The 19,024-nt window shown below is 40.2% G+C and carries 14 protein-coding genes and 1 pseudogene; 6 read left to right on the top strand and 9 right to left on the bottom strand.

Going from position 1 to position 19,024, the window contains the following annotated elements; genetic code table 11:
* Positions 1 to 4 precede the first annotated feature (4 nt).
* From E0H80_RS14170 to aspA, 5 genes and pseudogenes are all read right to left on the bottom strand, one after another.
* Positions 5 to 1,468, bottom strand: a complete 1,464-nt coding sequence (locus E0H80_RS14170; RefSeq protein WP_131366820.1) for an adenylate/guanylate cyclase domain-containing protein — start codon at positions 1,466 to 1,468, stop codon at positions 5 to 7.
* 66 nt (positions 1,469 to 1,534) lie between these two features.
* Positions 1,535 to 1,969 (bottom strand): HIT domain-containing protein, encoded by a 435-nt coding sequence (locus E0H80_RS14175; protein WP_067865690.1) that lies wholly within the window; start codon positions 1,967 to 1,969, stop codon positions 1,535 to 1,537.
* Between the two features lie 233 nt (positions 1,970 to 2,202).
* Positions 2,203 to 5,661 (bottom strand): transcription-repair coupling factor, encoded by a 3,459-nt coding sequence (mfd, locus tag E0H80_RS14180; protein ID WP_131366822.1) that lies wholly within the window; start codon positions 5,659 to 5,661, stop codon positions 2,203 to 2,205.
* A 135-nt stretch (positions 5,662 to 5,796) separates the two neighbouring features.
* The gene (locus E0H80_RS14185) at positions 5,797 to 6,168 is read right to left on the bottom strand and encodes a hypothetical protein (RefSeq protein WP_131366823.1); all 372 of its coding nucleotides are present in this window, start codon (positions 6,166 to 6,168) and stop codon (positions 5,797 to 5,799) included.
* 127 nt (positions 6,169 to 6,295) lie between these two features.
* Positions 6,296 to 6,543, bottom strand: a pseudogene (gene aspA, locus E0H80_RS16905) (aspartate ammonia-lyase); the annotation flags it as partial.
* On the opposite strand from aspA, the gene E0H80_RS17155 reads away from it, so the two are divergent.
* Positions 6,506 to 6,712 carry a sodium:solute symporter family transporter gene (locus tag E0H80_RS17155; RefSeq protein ID WP_416224599.1) on the top strand — a complete coding sequence of 69 codons (207 nt, stop codon included), beginning with the start codon at positions 6,506 to 6,508 and terminating at the stop codon, positions 6,710 to 6,712. The pseudogene aspA and the gene E0H80_RS17155 sit on opposite strands and share 38 nt — an antisense overlap.
* A gap of 283 nt (positions 6,713 to 6,995) precedes the next feature.
* Here the strand turns inward: E0H80_RS17155 and E0H80_RS14200 are convergent, their stop codons facing one another.
* Positions 6,996 to 7,487 (bottom strand): Lrp/AsnC ligand binding domain-containing protein, encoded by a 492-nt coding sequence (locus tag E0H80_RS14200; protein ID WP_131366824.1) that lies wholly within the window; start codon positions 7,485 to 7,487, stop codon positions 6,996 to 6,998.
* 119 nt (positions 7,488 to 7,606) lie between these two features.
* Between E0H80_RS14200 and putA the strand changes: the two genes are divergently transcribed.
* The 4 genes from putA (at position 7,607) to E0H80_RS14220 (ending at position 14,703) form a co-directional block, all read left to right on the top strand.
* Positions 7,607 to 11,377, top strand: a complete 3,771-nt coding sequence (putA, locus tag E0H80_RS14205; RefSeq protein WP_131366826.1) for a trifunctional transcriptional regulator/proline dehydrogenase/L-glutamate gamma-semialdehyde dehydrogenase — start codon at positions 7,607 to 7,609, stop codon at positions 11,375 to 11,377.
* A gap of 295 nt (positions 11,378 to 11,672) precedes the next feature.
* Entirely contained in the window at positions 11,673 to 12,755 is a 1,083-nt protein-coding gene (gene trmA, locus E0H80_RS14210; RefSeq protein ID WP_131366828.1) for a tRNA (uridine(54)-C5)-methyltransferase TrmA, read from the top strand.
* Between the two features lie 251 nt (positions 12,756 to 13,006).
* Positions 13,007 to 13,234, top strand: coding sequence for a hypothetical protein (locus E0H80_RS14215; RefSeq protein ID WP_067865671.1), 228 nt, complete (start codon positions 13,007 to 13,009; stop codon positions 13,232 to 13,234).
* A 224-nt stretch (positions 13,235 to 13,458) separates the two neighbouring features.
* Complete coding sequence (locus E0H80_RS14220; protein ID WP_131366830.1) at positions 13,459 to 14,703, top strand: outer membrane protein transport protein; 1,245 nt, start codon at positions 13,459 to 13,461, stop codon at positions 14,701 to 14,703.
* A 167-nt stretch (positions 14,704 to 14,870) separates the two neighbouring features.
* On the opposite strand, the gene E0H80_RS14225 is transcribed toward E0H80_RS14220, so the two are convergent.
* The gene (locus E0H80_RS14225; protein ID WP_131366831.1) at positions 14,871 to 15,629 is read right to left on the bottom strand and encodes a phosphodiester glycosidase family protein; all 759 of its coding nucleotides are present in this window, start codon (positions 15,627 to 15,629) and stop codon (positions 14,871 to 14,873) included.
* A 161-nt stretch (positions 15,630 to 15,790) separates the two neighbouring features.
* On the opposite strand from E0H80_RS14225, the gene E0H80_RS14230 reads away from it, so the two are divergent.
* Positions 15,791 to 16,327 (top strand): lecithin retinol acyltransferase family protein, encoded by a 537-nt coding sequence (locus E0H80_RS14230; protein ID WP_067865662.1) that lies wholly within the window; start codon positions 15,791 to 15,793, stop codon positions 16,325 to 16,327.
* Between the two features lie 177 nt (positions 16,328 to 16,504).
* Here the strand turns inward: E0H80_RS14230 and E0H80_RS14235 are convergent, their stop codons facing one another.
* Together E0H80_RS14235 and E0H80_RS14240 are read right to left on the bottom strand one after the other, a co-directional pair.
* Positions 16,505 to 16,954, bottom strand: coding sequence for an SRPBCC domain-containing protein (locus E0H80_RS14235; RefSeq protein ID WP_228260002.1), 450 nt, complete (start codon positions 16,952 to 16,954; stop codon positions 16,505 to 16,507).
* Between the two features lie 191 nt (positions 16,955 to 17,145).
* Positions 17,146 to 18,870 carry a glutamine--tRNA ligase/YqeY domain fusion protein gene (locus E0H80_RS14240; protein WP_131366832.1) on the bottom strand — a complete coding sequence of 575 codons (1,725 nt, stop codon included), beginning with the start codon at positions 18,868 to 18,870 and terminating at the stop codon, positions 17,146 to 17,148.
* Between the last annotated feature and the right edge of the window lie 154 nt (positions 18,871 to 19,024).

The raw sequence follows: 19,024 nt of genomic DNA on the forward strand, positions 1-19,024 counted from the left end.
ATGTCTAGTGATATTGTTCATCTTTCTGATCTTCGATGATTTCATCTTCTAGATTCAGTTTGACAATACCTTGAGAATTGGTCATTTTTTGCTGTTTCTGTATACGCTTGATCATTTTTTCCAGAACATTGAGTAATTCTGGATATTCATAATTTTGAACTTCATCCAGATTCAGCAATAAATGAAAGCCCTTATACTCATAATCAAACCAGCGCTGATAATCCGATTTACGCGACGTATATTTTTCCATCACTTGCCAGGTGTTCACTGGTCCTTGAATACCTTTAAGCTCAATCGGTGCTTTAGGCGCACACAAATAATCATTTTTAATCAAATTATAGGTATCATCGGAAACTAAAATTTCATCCACTGCTGCCGCACTTTGTAACCGTGCAGCTAAATTTGCATCACGTCCAACAATGGTATATGCCATGCGATGAGCCGCACCATAATTCCCAACGTGACAATATCCGGTACTGATCCCCATACGAATATGTAACGCTGGATAGCCCATTTTAATCCATCGCTCTCTTAACAGTTTCATTTGCTGACGCATCTCAATTGCCATGTCTAAACAAGTTTTTGCATCTTGTTCAACACCTTGAGAAATGGGATCACCAAAGAAAATTAAAATCGCATCCCCCATAAACTTATCAACAGTGGCTTCATACTGTTTCGCAATTTCTGTCATATGACTTAAATAGTCATTTAGCAAGAATGCCAAGTCATCAGGGATAAGGGTTTCGGAGAGCTCGGTAAAACCTTGAATATCTGAAAAGAAAATGGTCATTTTTTTTCGTTTATATTCAATTTTGGCTTCCGACTCACCTTTCATAATCGATTGCCACAATTGTACCGGTGCATAACGGCTGAGTTGATTGGCAAACTCCATATACCGATTCATTTGCTCATAATAATAAGCTTTACGATCTGTAATATGCTGGATTTGACTACGTTGGTAAAAACTTCCTACACCAAAATAAGTAATTAAACAAATGAAACCCAGAACAGTTAATTCACCTGTAGTCTGTTCAAAATACTCACCAAATCCAAAAATAAAAATATTGCACAGATAAAAAATTGCTACTCCAATCAAGCTCGCCAATGACACCATGAGAAATGAAATTTTATTACTGATTGCAGTATATAGAAGTGCAAAAAGTGAAAGAAAAGTCAGTACAAGGTTTAAATGAATGGCAGATAAAATAACTGAAATAACAACAACATCAATTAGAAAGAACAGACTGCGTTTTATTTTTGAATTATAACGGTACAGTAACCCATTGGATAACTTCGGGGTTATCAACAAGATAAAAAGCAAGAATACAGGAACATAGATCTGATATTGCGTATCAGAAGATGTGTAATGATAGACGATGATGAGTAAAGCCAACATGATATATCCCATCAAACGATGAAAATATTCAAATTGTCTTGGCTCTTTTCTAACCCAGTCGTCTAATGGCACTCAATCACTCCTGGTCCCAGTATTCCCACTAAACACTCCCTGTCTAGTTTTTTAAATTGCTTTGAATTAGTCCATACGCCAGTCAAATGGCATATCGCCTTGACCACGTAGCGCAAGCATTAAAGTTTGACGCATATGTGCAAGAACTTCATTGCTATATGGAACAGCGGGTGTGCCCCAAACTGGTTTTGGCCAAGCCACGTCATTTTGGTAACGCACGACATGGTGAAAATGTAATTGTGGAACCATATTTCCTAAAGCAGCAACATTCATTTTGTCTGCACGGAATACACGCGCCAATTGGCTGGATAACCAGCTAGATTCGCGTAGGAATTGTTCTTGGTCGGCCTGACTTAATTCATATAATTCGCTAATACCCGGTACACGCGGAATTAATATGAGCCACGGAAATTGCATATCATTCATTAAACGACATGTTGACAGTGGAAAGTCGCCTACAAAAAAAGTGTCTTGAGCAAGTTGTGGATGCAAACTAAACATATCTTTATAAATTATGCAAAATTAGAATGATGGCTAATACTATCACATCCAATGAGACGTGAATATTCTATGCAATGTGTTTCATTACAAATAAATCACTATTTGCATAGAACATTTATATGCACATAAATTTAATAAATTTCTTTAAAAATTCAAGTGTTTCTTTGCGATAAAACTAAAAGCATGAGCAAATGAAGCAGCGAATGTGCATTATTTAAACACTTACTTTCTGATCAGTGAATTTCTTTTAACAAACTTGCCAGCAAATCAGAAATAAACTGAATTCTTTTTTGATAATCTTCTAGCATCACCATGATTTTTAACCGTTGACCACCATCCATACGGAAAAAAGTCGGATGTTTTTGCATCATTTGAATAATACTCATAGCTTGAACTGGAGTATCGGGTGAAAACTCAATATGACCGCCTTTTGCATTGATATCAACCTTGGTAATCCCCAACTGCTCTGCTTTTAAGCGAAGTTGATGCACGGCAAATAATTGCTTCACCGGTTCGGGTGGCACGCCAAAACGATCAATCAATTCCATCCGGATATTATCGAGTTTTTCCTGACTATCGGTATTACTGATACGTTTATAAAACATCAGACGCTGGTGTACATCACCTAAATACTCATCTGGAATCAATGCCGGCATATGTAGATTAATTTCAGCCGTTAATGATAACGGTGCATCAAAATTGGGGGTTTTGCCTTTTTGAATAGCTTTGGTCGCCTTTTCCAGCATTTCCATATACAGACTATAACCGATCGCATGCATTGAACCACTTTGTTGTTCACCGAGTAATTCACCTGCACCACGAATTTCTAAGTCCTCCGTGGCAAGCATAAAACCTGCACCTAAATTCGATGCACGCTGGATGGCATCCAGACGTTTTTCTGCATCACCTTTTAAGCCTTTAATTGAAGGTATCAATAAATAGGCATAGGCTTGATGGTGCGAACGCCCGACACGTCCTCGCAATTGATGTAACTGCGCGAGACCCAGCTTGTCTGCACGTTCAATCAAAATGGTGTTGGCATTTGGAACATCAATACCCGTTTCAATAATCGTTGAGCACACCAAGACATTATATTCTTTATGATAGAACTGCTGCATCACCTGCTCAAGTTCACGCTCGCGCATTTGACCATGCGCAACCGCCACTCGTGCTTCAGGCACCAATTCACGAATACTTTGTGCCGCGCGTTCAATGCTATCGACTTCATTATGTAAAAAATAAACCTGACCACCACGTAGTAATTCACGTAAAATCGCTTCTTTAATCGATTCAGTAGTGTGTTCTTGCACAAAGGTTTTGACTGCTAAACGGCGTGCTGGTGGCGTGGCAATAATAGATAAATCACGCATACCGCTAAAGGCCATATTTAAGGTACGCGGAATTGGGGTTGCAGTCAGGGTTAGCATATCGACATCGGCACGCATGGCTTTAATGCGTTCTTTATCCCGCACCCCAAAGCGATGCTCTTCATCGACAATCATCAAACCCAAGTTTTTAAACTGAATACTTTCCTGCAAGATTTTATGCGTTCCAATCACAATATCGACTTTGCCATTGGCCAAATCTTCAGTCGTTTTAACATGCGTTTTATTAGAACCAAAACGGGACATTACTTCAATCCGAATCGGCCAATCGGCAAAACGGTCTTTAAAGGATTCATAATGCTGCTGTGCCAATAAGGTCGTCGGCACTAAAACAGCGACTTGTTTATTGTTTTGCACCGCTAAAAATGCGGCTCGCATCGCGACTTCGGTCTTACCAAAACCAACATCACCACAGACCAGACGATCCATCGGTTTGGCCAGTTGCATATCATGCAGGGTCGCTTCAATTGCATTGGCTTGATCTAGAGTTTCTTCATAAGCAAAGCCACTGGCAAATTGCATATACGGACTTTGCTCAAGTTCGAAACTAAAGCCGGGTTTTGCCTGACGACGCGCCTGAATATGTAACAGTTCAGCGGCGACATCATGAATCTGTTCCAAGGCCTTACGTTTTGCCTTGTTCCAGGCATCGGTACCTAATTTATGTAATGGCGCTAAATCGGGATCACCGCCACTATAACGGCTGATTAAATGTAAGTTAGTGACTGGAACATATACTTTGGCAGCATCGGCATAATCGAGCTGTAAAAATTCATGATCTTGCTCATCAATACTTAACTTGACCAAACCCGCATAACGCCCCACGCCATAATCGATATGCACCACAGGTGCACCAATACTCAGCTCCGTTAAACTGCGGATTAAAAACTCTTCTGAAACTTCTTGCTGGCGTTTACGACGGCGCTGCACAACCCGATGTTCATAGAGCTGATTTTCAGAAATCACGGTAAGGTGATCAGGAATTACCAAACCACGATCAAGTGGCGCACTGGTAATGGCGATGGCATGAAGTGATTTTCTAAACTCTGCAAAATTTTCTACATTTGGAATATCACCCAAAGCTGCCCGCAGAGCATCTTTTAAGGTTTCACGGCGACCTGCACTTTCAGCAACTAAAAGTACCGGATGATTGGCAGCATCAATATATTTTTTAACCGCCGAAAAAGGCTTTTCCTGTTTTGGATCGACCGGTAAACGTGGTGGTAATTCGGTATTAAGATTAAGTACCCCAGTTTTATCTACAAACTCTTCTGAAGATGCAATGATTCTGGCAAAGTGATTCAGTTGTTCCAAAACCTGATTCGGTTGCAGGAATATTTCTTCTGGCGGCAAAATGGGATGATCGACATTATGGCGACGGTCTTCATAGCGTCGAACCACATCTTTCCAAAAACTGGTTAAACCTTCATCAAGATGCTTATCTGTAATGACAATGCCATTCTGTGGTAAGTACGCCATCAGAGTGCTTTGGGTTTGCATCGCTTCTTTGTTAAAGAATAAAGGAAAATAAAATTCCAAGCCTGGAGAAGCAATGCCTTCCAAGACATCCTGATAAACTGGATTTTTCTTCGGATTTGCATTCGGAAAACTTTCTGCATAACGGTCACGGAAAGTCGCACGCCCTTCTTTAAGTGGAAATTCTTTGGCAGGCAATACCGAAAACTGTTGCAAATTTTGCGTGGTTCTTTGCGTTTCAGGATCAAAGAACTTTAAGCTTTCAATTTCATCATCAAACAAATCAATGCGGATCGGCGAATTTTGCCCGGATGCATAAATGTCCATAATGCTGCCGCGTACCGCAAATTCCCCATGATCATAAACGGTATCCACCAGATGATAACCCGCTTGAATCAGACGCAGTTTTTGTTGTTCCAGTTCAAATTTTTGACCCACTTTAATATCAAAATGCTCACCCAACACCCAAGAGGTTGGCGCAACTCGTTGTACAAGCGTAGAGGCAGATAGAAGCAATACGCCCTGCTTTGGCATATTCGATAAAATGGAAAGACGCTCTGACACGATATCCTGATGCGGAGATAAACGGTCATAAGGCAAAATTTCCCAATCCGGGAAAATGGTCGGTTTTATACCGTAAAACTCTAATTCACTTTCCAACTGACCCAGGTGCTGATTATTTTTGGCAACAATAATGAACAATTGCTTATTTTGCGCGGCAATTTCTTTAAACAGTAAAGCTGCGGATGAGCCTTGTAAATTACCGACCCAGCGTTTTTCACCTGCTTTTAATTGCTGCAGATTTAATTGGGAAATTTCTTGTTGGAACATGTATATAGCTTTTGGTCTAAATGACATGAGCAGTATATTAGCATGGGTTTTTTCTCGGTTGAGTTATTTTTATATACAAGCCCTTTTTCTATCTAAATCCTTTCAGATAGCATGTCTTCAAACACTATTTCCCAATCATTTTTCGCGTAAGAAATTGCGGTAATAGTCATTCAGCTTTTGAATGATTTGCTTTAACTGCAACAGGTTTTCTTCGGTGTTGCCTAAACGCGCAACGAAGCGTTGACTGGCAATTTCCAGATCAATTTTTTCATTGATAATCATGGCAGCGAAATACAATGCTTTTAAATCGTCAAACTGAGTTAATTTTCGATTGGAGAAATACGACAGCCGTTCTGACAGTTCATTAACCACAACACCATCGACGATATAGCCCTGTTCTGGATGGAACCGGATATTATTTTCTTCTAGAAAAAGTTGTTCAGCAGATGGCTTGGAACTTTTAAACAGTCTTGAACCTGTAAATAGTCCAGCGAGTTTATTCAACATAAGCATTACAATGATTAAAAATCCTAACTATTTTACCTCTACGCTGCTTTATATTCAGCATTATTTTTCATAAAAGTTGTGCAGTCACTTCTGAAACCAGAGTGCTAAAGGCAAAAATTTCATCTCACTGTTCTTGGGTCAGTAATGCCTGCTCCAATACAATCTGTTGAATGATTTTGTTTTACGCAGTACATGGCTTGCCAATTTCATTACATTTGGCATGACCCAGAATCGGATCAAGCAAAGTCACAATAGCCTCACTTCGTATTACTGTGGCATAACACCCCTCTGCTCATTGGCTTAAATGCCCTGAATACATTTGTGATCTAAACTCGAAATGGCTTGTATCAATACTTCAATCAATTCATTAATTGCGGTTCTTGCCAATGCACGTACTGGCAACCCGAGCAGTAAAATTTTAGGTTTGCTAGCTTATGCGTGGACTGGTTTCGGTGCTGCTTTCGGCCCCTTGATTATCTTGTCTTTGTTCTGGAAACGTAAGACTTTAAACGGCGTGATTGTGGGTATTATTATGGGGCTGTGACCGTCATTTTATAGAACAACATCCTCGCCAGTACGGGACTGTATGAAATTATTCCGGGCTTTATTCTTTGATTTGCGAGCATTATTGTGGTGAGCTTGCTTGAAAAAATGCTTTCTCAGGAAGTACTGCAAAGTTTTGAACAGGCAGATGATGTGTATAAAAAGGAAATGACTGAGTTAAAAAATGGAATACCTGCCTAAGCTAAAAACCCCTACTAAAACCCAGCTGATTTTTACTTGAATTTTATTGGAAGATAAAGGGCGTAAGCCTCTTTTTATTGCTTCTATTTTTGTCCTTTATTTTTAAGATGAATTTTCGAGCTTTCTTTAATCACTTCCATCACCGGATAGCTGCGTGTTTCTTTTACCCCAGGCAATTGCCAGAGCACCTGTCCTGAAATTCTGCGGAACTCTTCCATATTGGCACAGCGAATTTTCACCACAAAATCGAAACCGCCACTGATCATATGGCATTCCACAATTTCAGGATATTGCATGATCGCATCGGAAAATTCTTCCAATACATTGGGCGTGGTTTTATCCAGTAAAATTTCCACAAAAACCACAAAACTGGCATTTAGCATCTCAGGATTCAGCTTTGCTTCATAGCCCAAAATAAAACCCTCTTTGGCTAATTTCTGCACCCGTGCCAGTGCTGCAGTGGGTGACAAATTCACTGCTTCAGCCATTTTGATATTTGAAATCCGCCCATCATTTTGCAGAATATCTAAAATTTTAATATCCGTTCTGTCTAATGTGAAAATCGGGCTCATCATCTGAATTATTCTCTAAAATGAATAAAAATTATAGTGAGTTATTCGGCATCCTTTCTGTAATCATAAATTATATACGGTATTTGACTCAACAAAAAAATTGGCAGTCACAGGACGTTGGCATGAATATGATGGATACAGAAACCCGCCTTAATCCGGCAAAACCTCGCTTTGAATATATTACTGAATTTAAAGAACAGAATGATTATGAAGTTAAGGTTAATACTGCTTGGCGCCGTGCAGAACCCGCGTGTGTTGAAATCCTGCTTGAACATAGCCAGATTTCTGAACAACTGAATCAGCGTATTTATGATCTTGCATTTAACCTGACCCATACATTGCGTGAACGTAAAAGCTCGAATGGTAAAGCGGGGATTGTTCAGGGTTTATTGCAAGAATTTTTATTGTCTTCTCAAGAAGGCATAGCCCTGATGTGTCTGGCAGAAGCCTTGCTGCGTATTTCGGACAGCGCCACCCGTGACCTGTTGATTCGCGACAAAATTAATCAGGGCAACTGGAAAGAACATGTCGGACAAAGTAGCTTGATGTTTGTCAACGCTGCGGCTTGGGGTCTGATGCTGACAGGCAAACTGATGGAAACGCCAAAACAAAAAAGTTTATCCAGCGTACTGACCGGGCTGTTAGCACGTAGCGGTCGCGGTATTATCCGTAAAGCGGTAGACGTAGCAATGCGGATGATGGGTGAACAGTTCGTCACTGGTGAAACCATTCAAGAAGCACTGCAACATGCAGAACTTTTGGAAGACAAAGGTTTCCGATATTCCTATGACATGCTCGGTGAAGCGGCACTCACAGAACATGATGCTGAACGTTATTATCAAGATTATAGCAATGCAATTCATGCCATCGGTCAAGCTTCACAAGACAAAGATGTTTATGATGGACCCGGTATTTCAATCAAGCTGTCTGCCCTGCATCCGCGCTATCAACGTGCGCAGGTTGAGCGTGTGCATGAGGAGCTATATCCAAAAGTGCTGCAATTGGCAGAACTGGCTAAACGCTACAATATCGGTCTAAACATTGATGCAGAAGAATCTGAACGTCTGGAAATTTCTTTAGCACTATTAGAGCGTCTGTGTTTTGAGCCTCGTCTTGCCAACTGGAAAGGGATCGGCTTTGTGATTCAGGCCTATCAAAAACGTTGTTTCAATGTCGTTGATTACCTAGTGGATTTAGCAAAACGCAGTCAAAAACGCTTGATGATTCGTCTGGTCAAAGGTGCTTACTGGGATAGTGAAATCAAGAAAGCCCAGATTGATGGTATGAGCGACTATCCTGTATTTACCCGTAAAGTGCATACTGATTTATCCTATATTGCCTGTGCCAAAAAACTCCTGGCTGCCCCAGAGCAGATTTATCCGCAGTTTGCGACGCACAATGCCCAAACGCTGGCCACGATTTACCATCTGGCCGATCCACGCCAATATTACAGCGGTCAGTATGAATTCCAGTGTCTGCATGGCATGGGCGAACCACTCTATGAGCAAGTGGTGGGCGATAAAATGGATAACAAACTGGGCGTGCCTTGTCGTATTTACGCACCGGTCGGCAATCATGAAACGCTACTGGCGTATCTGGTACGACGTTTACTGGAAAACGGCGCCAATACCTCTTTCGTGAATCGCATTGCAGACAAATCCTTAAAAATTGAAGATCTGATTGAAAATCCACATTCAGAAATTTTGAAAAATGCAGCTAATGAATCACAGATCGGGCAAAAACATCCCGCTATTCCCCTCGCAGCCGATTTATACGGCGATACTCGTCCAAACTCTATGGGTCTAGACCTAGCCAATGATCACGAGTTAATGCTGCTGAATCAAACTGCACAAGAGTTCAGTCAGCAACAATGGCAAGCTCAGGCTTTGGGTAAAAACCTCAGTAGCGAAGATAGTCTGACTGATGATAATTCGGAACTCATTACCATTTTAAATCCTGCCAATCACTCCGATGTTGTCGGCCATGTACAAGAAGCAACTGTTATACAAGTCAATCTAGCATTGGATAATGCAGTCAATGCCCAAGCTGAATGGACAAATACGCCGAAAAATATACGTGCTGCTTGTTTGCAACGCGCTGCAGACATCATGCAATCGCGTTTGCAGGAATTGATGATTTTACTGTGCCGTGAAAGCGGTAAAACCTATGCCAATGCCATTGCAGAAGTTCGTGAAGCCATCGACTTCCTGCGTTATTACGCTGCACAAATAATCGATCTGGATCAAAATACATTGGTTCAGGCACTCGGCCCCGTGTTATGTATCAGTCCATGGAATTTCCCATTGGCTATTTTCACAGGACAGATTGCAGCTGCACTGGTCGCTGGAAATACCGTACTTGCAAAACCGGCTGAACAGACACCGCTGATTGCCGCGCAAGCGATTCAAATCTTTTGGCAAGCCGGTATTCCTCAAGATGTTTTGCAACTGCTTCCCGGCCACGGTGAAACCGTCGGTGCACAATTAAGTGGGGATACGCGTATTCAGGGCATCATGTTTACCGGTTCAATCGATGTGGCCAAAATCTTGCACAAGACCCTTGCGCAAAGACTGAGTAAATCTGGTCAGCCCATTCCACTGATTGCGGAAACGGGCGGTCAAAATGCCATGATTGTCGACTCATCCGCATTAACTGAACAAGTGATTTTAGATGTGCTAAGTTCGGCTTATGACAGTGCAGGCCAACGTTGTTCTGCCTTACGTGTGCTCTGTGTACAGCAAGATAATGCAGATAGCGTCATCAATATGCTGAAAGGCGCAATGCAACAACTGCGTGTCGGTAATCCGTTCCTGTTAAAAACCGATATCGGCCCTGTGATTGATATAGAAGCGCAAAGCAATATTCAAAAGCATATTGATCAGATGCGCAGCAAAGGTCATCTGGTCCATCAGTTCATGTTAAATCCAGCACAGGATCAAGCTTTAACCGAAGGCACTTTTATTCCACCGACGCTGATTGAATTACCAAATCTGGAAGATTTGCAGCGTGAAGTGTTTGGTCCGGTCTTGCATGTGATTCGCTACAAATATGGGCAGCTGGAACAGCTACTTGAACAGATTAATGCCAAAGGTTATGGACTCACTATGGGGCTGCATACCCGTATTGATGAAACCATTCAAATCGTGATTGCACATGCTGAAGTGGGCAACTTATACATCAACCGTAATATTGTCGGGGCTGTGGTCGGCGTTCAGCCCTTTGGCGGTGAAGGCTTATCCGGTACAGGTCCTAAAGCGGGGGGACCTATTTATCTGTACCGTTTGATGCAACACTGCTCTGCTAAAAAGCTGGCAACCCCTTTTGCAACTCAATCTCTTGAAACACAGCCAGCGCATCAGCCTTTATACGAGATATTTTACACTTGGGCTGAAAAAACTTTTCCTCAATATCATTTGAAGCCTTGCCCGGCTTTTTGCTCTAGCCATCATTATGAATTGCAAGGGCCGACCGGTGAAAGTAATCAATATGTGGTGTTGCCAAGAAAACGGGTACTTTCTTTAGCGGATCTGGAACAGGATCAGATTCAGCAATTGGCAGCAATTTTTGCAGTCGGCAGTCAGCCTGTCGTTCTGGCTAAAAATACCTTTGTGCTCAAATATCTTTCTAACATGCCAAAAGAAATTGCAGATCGTTTTATTTTTATTCAACATATTGAAACCGATGATTTTGAAGCAGTACTACATCACGGTACCAGAGCCCAACTGCAAAAGTTGCAACATCAGATTGCCTCCCGCCAAGATGCGATTATCGGTATCACGCATTTGCAGCCGCTTGATTATGATATTCCTTTAGAACGATTGGTGATTGAGCGTGCGATCAGTATCAATACCGCTGCAGCAGGAGGTAATGCCAGCCTGATGACCTTAATTTAAGACTAAATTTAAAAGCTTAGTTCTATAACTCTCATGTTTTCCCTCTTTACTAAGTCGACCGTTCCCTGGTCAGGTTGATTTGGTTTGTTTTTCATATCAATCTATTAATTTATTGATTTTTAAATCAATTTATACCTTAAGCTTAAAATCACCATAATTAATAAGTACCCTCTATATCTAGCCAAAATTTTGGTTGAAACGATATTTCTGCCGCAGAATGGGCAATAAGTTTAGTCATCTTATGCAAACTTTGTTACCATCCCTGTTTTCAATGTGTTCGTGATTTTTACTGCATATGACTTCAGCTTATCAGTTACAACTTGATGCCAAGATTGCACGTATTTCTGCTCAATTTGCCGAATTTAATCCTCCTTCTTTAGACGTATTTCCGTCGCCTGAACAAAACTTCCGTATGCGCGCAGAATTCCGTATTTGGCATACTGACGACGATATGTTTTATGCGATGTTTGAACGCAGTGAAGATAATCAAAAACAAGTGATTCGCATTGACGAATTCCCGATTGCAGATCAAAGCATTAATCAATTGATGCCGATTTTGCTGCAAGAACTGAAAAACAATCCGGTATTGTCTAAACGCCTATTTGAAGTTCATTTTCTGACGACTTTAAAAGGCGAAATGCTGGTGTCAATGATTTATCGTTGCCCGCTGGATGCCGAATGGGAAACCTTGGCCAAACAACTGGCTGGAAAACTGAATATCAAACTGATTGGTCGTAGCCGCGGTCAAAAAGTGGTATTAAGCGATGAATTTGTGGTTGAAGAACTGCAAGTATTCGATCGTACCTATCAATACAAGCAAATTGAAAGCAGCTTTACCCAGCCTAATGCGCAAGTCTGCCAAAAGATGCTGGAATGGGCTTGTAATGCCGCCGAACAGTCCGATAAAGATTTACTTGAACTGTACTGTGGTAATGGTAACTTCACCCTGCCACTTGCAAGCAAGTTCAATCGCGTACTGGCCACTGAACTGGCTAAATCATCTGTTTATGCGGCGCAGTGGAATATTGAACAGAACCAGATTGACAATATTCAGGTTGCACGTTTATCCGCTGAAGATTTCACCCAAGCCTATAATGGTGAACGTGAATTCCGCCGTCTGCAGGAAGCCGAGATTGATATCTCCAGCTATGATTTTGACACGGTATTTGTTGATCCTCCGCGTGCAGGAATTGATGATGAAACCTTAAAACTGATTCAACGCTTCGAACGCATCATTTATATTTCATGTAATCCTGACACCCTACAAGATAACTTAAAGACCTTATCAACCACGCATAAAGTGACCAAATTTGCATTGTTTGACCAGTTCCCCTATACCCACCATGTAGAATCGGGTGTATTACTGGAAAAGATTTAAACAATTTATTTCATTGTTAAGTTTGTATATGTGGTTATTTAAATGAAGTTCGCTTGAGCTTCATTTTTATTTACAATAAAATCAATAATATATAGACAATTCTAAATAGTAAATCTCATAATATCGTTAAACTTGCCCCATATCATCGGAAAATTTAAAGTTCAATTGCTGCTTTTATCACTGACATAGGCTTGTATTATTTAGGGAATTGGATATATTTCGAACTATGTTAAGTGGCATAAGAAGGCTCTATGAGTTTTTGGCAAAAGCTGTTTTCCGCTAATCAACAGCAAAACGAACACAAGAATCAAATCTCGTGTGTCGAAAATGATTACTCTTGTAAATCGAATGAACAACTGATCCAAGCTTTAGCAAAGGCAACAGATGAGGATGTCATCATTGGAATTAAAAAGGTGTTAGCTTCACGAGGTTATAGCCGTAAAGAGTTAAACGAATTACAGCATCTACCCCTGCAATAGTAGAGTCTAATAAAAAGGCATTTAGTTCACTAAATGCCTTTTTATTTGCCTGTCAATACTGTTCATTTTTAGATTTTAATACTTCGAAACATAGTTCCGTGAATTCATCCAAAAATTACTGTTCCCTTATAGTTAAAAGTGCTTTACTCATATTTGAAATATTTTAATAAATAAAATAAGAATGCCTTAAAAATAAAAAATGAGTCGAATAAAAAGGAAAATATATGGAACGGTATTATCCTAGACTGGCAATATTATGCAGCCTCATCTCAAGCCATAGCATGGCTGCAGCACTGGATCAATCGGGCCAATCCTTGTTGCCTTTTCTCGAAGTGGGCCATTATTTTGAAGCTTCCCTTAATGCGGCTGATCCTGAAGTGTCAGGACACACTTTAGGTACACGTCCAGATCTGGTCAATTCAGGTGTTGATGACTATTCAACCAACAATGTTAGCCAAAATTTTCAATACTATAGCGCGGCCCTTAAACTTCAATTAACCCCGGAACTCTCTTTCGGCATCCTTTACGATCAGCCATTTGGCTCAGACCTTCAATATCCACTCAAAAACAATGGCAGTTTTTCTGATCCATCGGTTAGTCAACAAGGTACACAGATCAATGTGGATAGCCAAAATCTCAGTCTGGTTTTAGGTTATCAACCTTTTAAAAACTTCAATTTTTATGCAGGACCCGCTTTTCAGACTATTAAGGGTCATGTTTCGCTACGCGGATTGGTTTATGAGGAATTTAATGGCTATAACGCTATTTTCAAGGAAGATGCGGCCATTGGCTGGCTGGCTGGTTTCGCTTACCAATTGCCTGAAAAAGCACTAAAAACTGCATTGACCTACCACTCCAAAATTGATCACAAAATCAATGTCACCGAAAATATCTTAGGAACAGCTCTGCTTTTGACTGATGAAAATAAAACTAAAATTTCCACACCTCAGTCTGTCAACCTCGATTTTCAAACAGGTCTTACGGTCAGCACTTTGTTTTACTCCCGTATTCGCTGGGTCAACTGGAAAGATTTTGTGATTCGCCCCACCCAATTCAGTGCATTATCAAAACAGTCAACGACTACAATGAGTGGCGGAGCTTATAGCGGTGGATTCAATCTGGATGACTATCAAAAAGATCAGTGGAGCGCGACAGTGGGAGTGATAAAAAAATGGACACCCCAATGGTCGAGTGCCTTTGATATCGGCTGGGATTCGGGTACAGGCAATCCGGCCTCTATCTTTAATCCGACTAAAGGATATTATGGAGTGGGCTTAGCACTACAGCACAATCCCCAATCCAATTATTTTATTTCAGGCGAGGTTAAATACTTTTGGTTGGGAGATGTAACTGTACAAGATGGAACTTATAATCTACCGCTTCCAGGCGTTTCAGAAGCTTCGAAAGTAGGTGAATTCAATGACAATCATGCTATAGGCTATGGTTTAAAAATTGGATATCATTTTTAACTTATTAATAATCTTATTTAGTTAATAGTGCAAAATTTACCTAAACTTCACTATAAATGAAAATTTACAAATTAAAAATCATGCTTATACCTATTCCAAATACTGGGATTAGGCAAAAAAAGTGAAAATAATAAGGTCCATTGATAAATAATTTTAAGACGTGTGCGTTAGTCTTTTTGACAGTTTTTCACATCAACATACCCAATCATCGGGCCAAGCTTAACAGCTGAATCTGCGCGTTTTAATTGTGGAATATAGGCACTAGAAATTGAACCATCCATATACAATGCATTCTGCACTTTTAATTGTTGTTGAAAAAATTGTGCAAATTGATAAAAACTCACCGCAGTATTGCTAATCACAAAATAGAGCGTCTGATCTTTAATTCCCACTCCATTACGAATTTTAAATGAGTCTGAATGCTCTAAAAAGTTTGGATTAATTTTCTCATTCATCACCAGCATTGGCCCAGATTGCGTCGCATAATCTGCATTAAACTTTATCTTAGCGTAGTCATCTGTGGTGGCGATTATGCTTTTATCCTGATTCCAGGCTAACACACCATTTGGCTGCAGATAAAAATTACCAAAGCCCTGTTCAACCCTGTTTAATTTCTGATTTTGTTGAGAGGCTTCTACATATAAACCGACTGCAGAATAATCTGAATGATACATTCCTGCATTCATGGCAAATAACAACTTTTCACAAGACTTTAATTTTTTCTGAACTGCATCAAATTTATGCAGCGGCTGATTGGTTTTGGCATCATTTAAAAATAAACGCAAGTTTTGAGGCTGTTCTATCTTTACTACATCTACATCAAAAGCATTGCTTTGCCAACGCTCCGCATAAATTTCTGCATGGCTGATTGCAGCCATATTTAAAGCAAAAATTACGGCACATTTTAATAAAAATTGATTCTTCATTTTATCTCCCCCAAATGACTTAGGCTAGGCTGAAATTTTATCCCATGCTTGTCGTTTTTATTAAATAGTCATTAAGCCCAGTGAAATAGTCGATTCTTTCACAAAGAAGCAGTAAACTACGTCAACAAAATACATCTGTCATTTTATTGATTAAGTCTGGGATGCAACAGCAGAAAATCCGGTTTCCTTTAGGAACACATCTTATTGTTAAACACTTAGGCTATTCCCATCATGGCATTTATGCAGGGCGTGGCCGGGTAATTCATTATTCGGGTTTTGCACATTTATTCAAAAAACGTCCGATTGAGATAACCTCAATAGAAAAGTTCAGTTTTGGCAAAACCATTATTGTTCAACACTATAACAATCCCAAATTTACGGGTCGTAAAGTTGTACGGCGCATGCGTTCTCGTATGAACGAAAACAACTATCATCTGATTATTAATAATTGCGAACATCTCTGCACTTGGGCCATTACCGGTGTTGAAAGCAGCCCCCAAGTTATTCACATGATGAACCGCCTGACCACCATTGGCTATGTCAGCTCAATCATGAGTTATATGAACAGTATGTTGCTGACCATCACCACCACCTGTTTCGCTTTGGTGTTATATATCAAGAAAAAATTACGCGATAAAGCAAAAAAACGTCTGCCGCCCTCTTTACTATTGAAACAACCTGAAGAAAAAAATCCTTAATTTTGAATTGGGCTACTGTCTATAAAAAATAAAAAGCCCCATATCAATGAGGCGTAAAAAACTGAAGAGATGTGCTGCTCAACTGGTGTTATTCAACTGCAAACTCTCAAAAAAGCGCAATGAAAATTTTAATTCCACCCAGTTGATAAAATGCTTATATTGAGAAACTCAAAGTCTTTAATCAAAGGGTGGAAGTTTGTCATTGACCAGATTCAGTTGTGCACCATATTCCAAGTAGGCTTTAGCGCCATCTAACAGTGTAGTGAAATCATTGGTCTGTTTAATCACAAAAGCAATTAACTCTGAACCTTCTAAAGGAATCTCGTAGTTACGGATTCTAACAAAGGTTTCATTGTCGGATATTTTTTCAAAAATGAAATCTACCGTAGACTTTGGTTCGCCCCACCTGATCTGGATTAATTGATTATTAATCAACTGTTCCACAAAAACACTGGTCGTCACCTCATATTTTTCCCAATACCAATCTACGTTTTTATTTTCCATTAAATGTCCCGTAGAGGAAGTAAACCAAAACTTGCTGGTGATTTCTGGATCAATGAAGGCATTGAATACCTCAGCAACCGGTTTACGAATTAACATCTGTGTCTCGATAACGACATTATTCATTTTTCTTAGCCTCATCTTTTTACAATGATAATCTCTATACTTTCGCATTGATGAAAGGTTTTAGCGCAGAAAAAAGGATAAATTTTATAAGATTACATAAGAAACTATACACAGTTAAAACCAATTCTTGCTTGGAAGCTACAAAAAAGCCCAACCGAAGTTGAGCTTTTTTAAATTAAAGCGCAATTAAATTATTTACCTGGCTTAAAGCTATCTTTTAAATCCAAAATACGGTTAAACACCGGCTTATCGTTTGTATGATCATATTGATCTGCCACGAAGTAACCTTCACGTTCAAACTGGAAACGATCTTCAGCTTGAGCTTGTGCCAAAGCAGGTTCAATCATCGCCTGAAGCACAGTTAAAGATTCCGGGTTTAAGTGCGCCAAGAAGTCATCATCTGCATCCGGAGCAGCTTCAGTAAACAATCGATCATAAACGCGAACTTCAGCAGGCACAGCTTTGGTTGCAGAAACCCAATGCACCACACCTTTGACTTTACGGCCTTCCGGATTTTTACCTAAGGTTTCAGGGTCAATTGAACATTTCAGTTCAACCACTTCACCCTGCGCATCTTTAATCACTTCGTCGCATTTAATCACATAAGCATGACGTAAACGTACTTCACCTTGTGGAATCAAACGTTTAAAGCCTTTTGGCGGCACTTCTTCAAAGTCTTTACGATCAATATAAATTTCTTTAGATAAAGGAATAATGCGATCACCCATGTCTACGTTCGGATGACGTGCATGGGTTAAATCCATATCTTCAGGCAAGTTGGTCAAGGTCACTTTCAATGGATTTAATACCGCCATACCACGTGCAGCGGTATTTTCCAAAGACTGGCGGATACAGTATTCAAGCATTGCAACATCAACAATACTGCCATCCACTTTAGACACACCTACACGCTTACAGAAATCACGCAGACCTTCAGGGGTAAAACCACGACGGCGCATACCGACTACGGTTGGCATACGCGGGTCATCCCAGCCATTAACATGATTGCCTTCAACCAATTTACGCAATTTACGTTTCGAGGTGATGGTGTAATCGACATTTAAACGGCTAGATTCGTACTGATGCGGAACAGATGGCGATTTAACTTTTTCAATCACCCAGTCATAAAACGGACGGTGATCCTGAAATTCCAAAGTACACAATGAATGCGTAATGCCTTCAATCGCATCTGATAATGGATGCGCGTAATCGTACATCGGATACATTTTCCATTTATCACCGGTTTGGTGATGTTCAGAATGAAGTACACGGTACAAAATCGGATCACGCATATGCACGTTTGGAGATGCCATATCAATTTTGGCACGCAGTACGGCTTGTCCTTCACCCAAACCGCCATTATTCATCTTTTCAAAGTTGGCTAAATTATCTTCAACAGAAGCTTCACGGTAAGGAGAGTTTTTACCCGGCTCTTTGAAATTACCGCGGTTTAACTTAATTTCTTCAGGCGTTTGCAAATCGACATAAGCATCACCCTGTTGAATCAATTGAATTGCCCAAGCATGTAATTGGTCAAAATAACTCGATGCATAACGAGGTTCACCATTCCACTCAAAACCTAACCATTTTACGTCATTGGCAATACCGTCTACATATTCTTGTTCTTCTGCATCTGGATTGGTATCGTCAAAACGCAGGTTGCACACGCCATTAAATTCCTGGGCAATCCCAAAATTCAGACAAATGGCTTTTACGTGACCAATATGTAAATAACCATTCGGTTCTGGCGGGAAACGTGTTACCACTTGTTGTGTACGGCCTGCTGCTAGATCGTCAGTAATCACTTGGCGTACAAAGTCTAAGCCAGGCTGTTGTTCTTGCTGCGCAGCATCGACAGATTGATTTTGAGTTGTCGGGTTATTTGGCAGGGATGAAACAACATCATTCGGCTTCATAGTTGATAAATCACTTCTATAAGATAAAATAGGATAATTAAAACGCTTTTCTCAATTTTTAACAAAGAAAGTAACGTTTTTGCTTGCCTTGTAGTTTACAGTTTGCTTATGCTTCTCTCAACCAAAAAACCATGGGTTTTTAGGCCCATGATCA

This window comes from Acinetobacter sp. ANC 4779, assembly GCF_004331055.1.
GTDB lineage: Bacteria > Pseudomonadota > Gammaproteobacteria > Pseudomonadales > Moraxellaceae > Acinetobacter.

Excerpts from the sequence above, each read along its gene's own strand:
- E0H80_RS14175 (WP_067865690.1), bottom strand. The coding sequence starts at position 1,969 with ATGTTTAGTTTGCATCCACAACTTGCTCAAGACACTTTTTTTGTAGGC.
- mfd (WP_131366822.1), bottom strand. The coding sequence starts at position 5,661 with ATGTTCCAACAAGAAATTTCCCAATTAAATCTGCAGCAATTAAAAGCA.
- E0H80_RS14185 (WP_131366823.1), bottom strand. The coding sequence starts at position 6,168 with ATGTTGAATAAACTCGCTGGACTATTTACAGGTTCAAGACTGTTTAAA.
- E0H80_RS17155 (WP_416224599.1), top strand. The coding sequence starts at position 6,506 with ATGGCTTGTATCAATACTTCAATCAATTCATTAATTGCGGTTCTTGCC.
- E0H80_RS14200 (WP_131366824.1), bottom strand. The coding sequence starts at position 7,487 with ATGATGAGCCCGATTTTCACATTAGACAGAACGGATATTAAAATTTTA.
- putA (WP_131366826.1), top strand. The coding sequence starts at position 7,607 with ATGAATATGATGGATACAGAAACCCGCCTTAATCCGGCAAAACCTCGC.
- trmA (WP_131366828.1), top strand. The coding sequence starts at position 11,673 with ATGACTTCAGCTTATCAGTTACAACTTGATGCCAAGATTGCACGTATT.
- E0H80_RS14215 (WP_067865671.1), top strand. The coding sequence starts at position 13,007 with ATGAGTTTTTGGCAAAAGCTGTTTTCCGCTAATCAACAGCAAAACGAA.
- E0H80_RS14220 (WP_131366830.1), top strand. The coding sequence starts at position 13,459 with ATGGAACGGTATTATCCTAGACTGGCAATATTATGCAGCCTCATCTCA.
- E0H80_RS14225 (WP_131366831.1), bottom strand. The coding sequence starts at position 15,629 with ATGAAGAATCAATTTTTATTAAAATGTGCCGTAATTTTTGCTTTAAAT.
- E0H80_RS14230 (WP_067865662.1), top strand. The coding sequence starts at position 15,791 with ATGCAACAGCAGAAAATCCGGTTTCCTTTAGGAACACATCTTATTGTT.
- E0H80_RS14235 (WP_228260002.1), bottom strand. The coding sequence starts at position 16,954 with ATGAATAATGTCGTTATCGAGACACAGATGTTAATTCGTAAACCGGTT.
- E0H80_RS14240 (WP_131366832.1), bottom strand. The coding sequence starts at position 18,870 with ATGAAGCCGAATGATGTTGTTTCATCCCTGCCAAATAACCCGACAACT.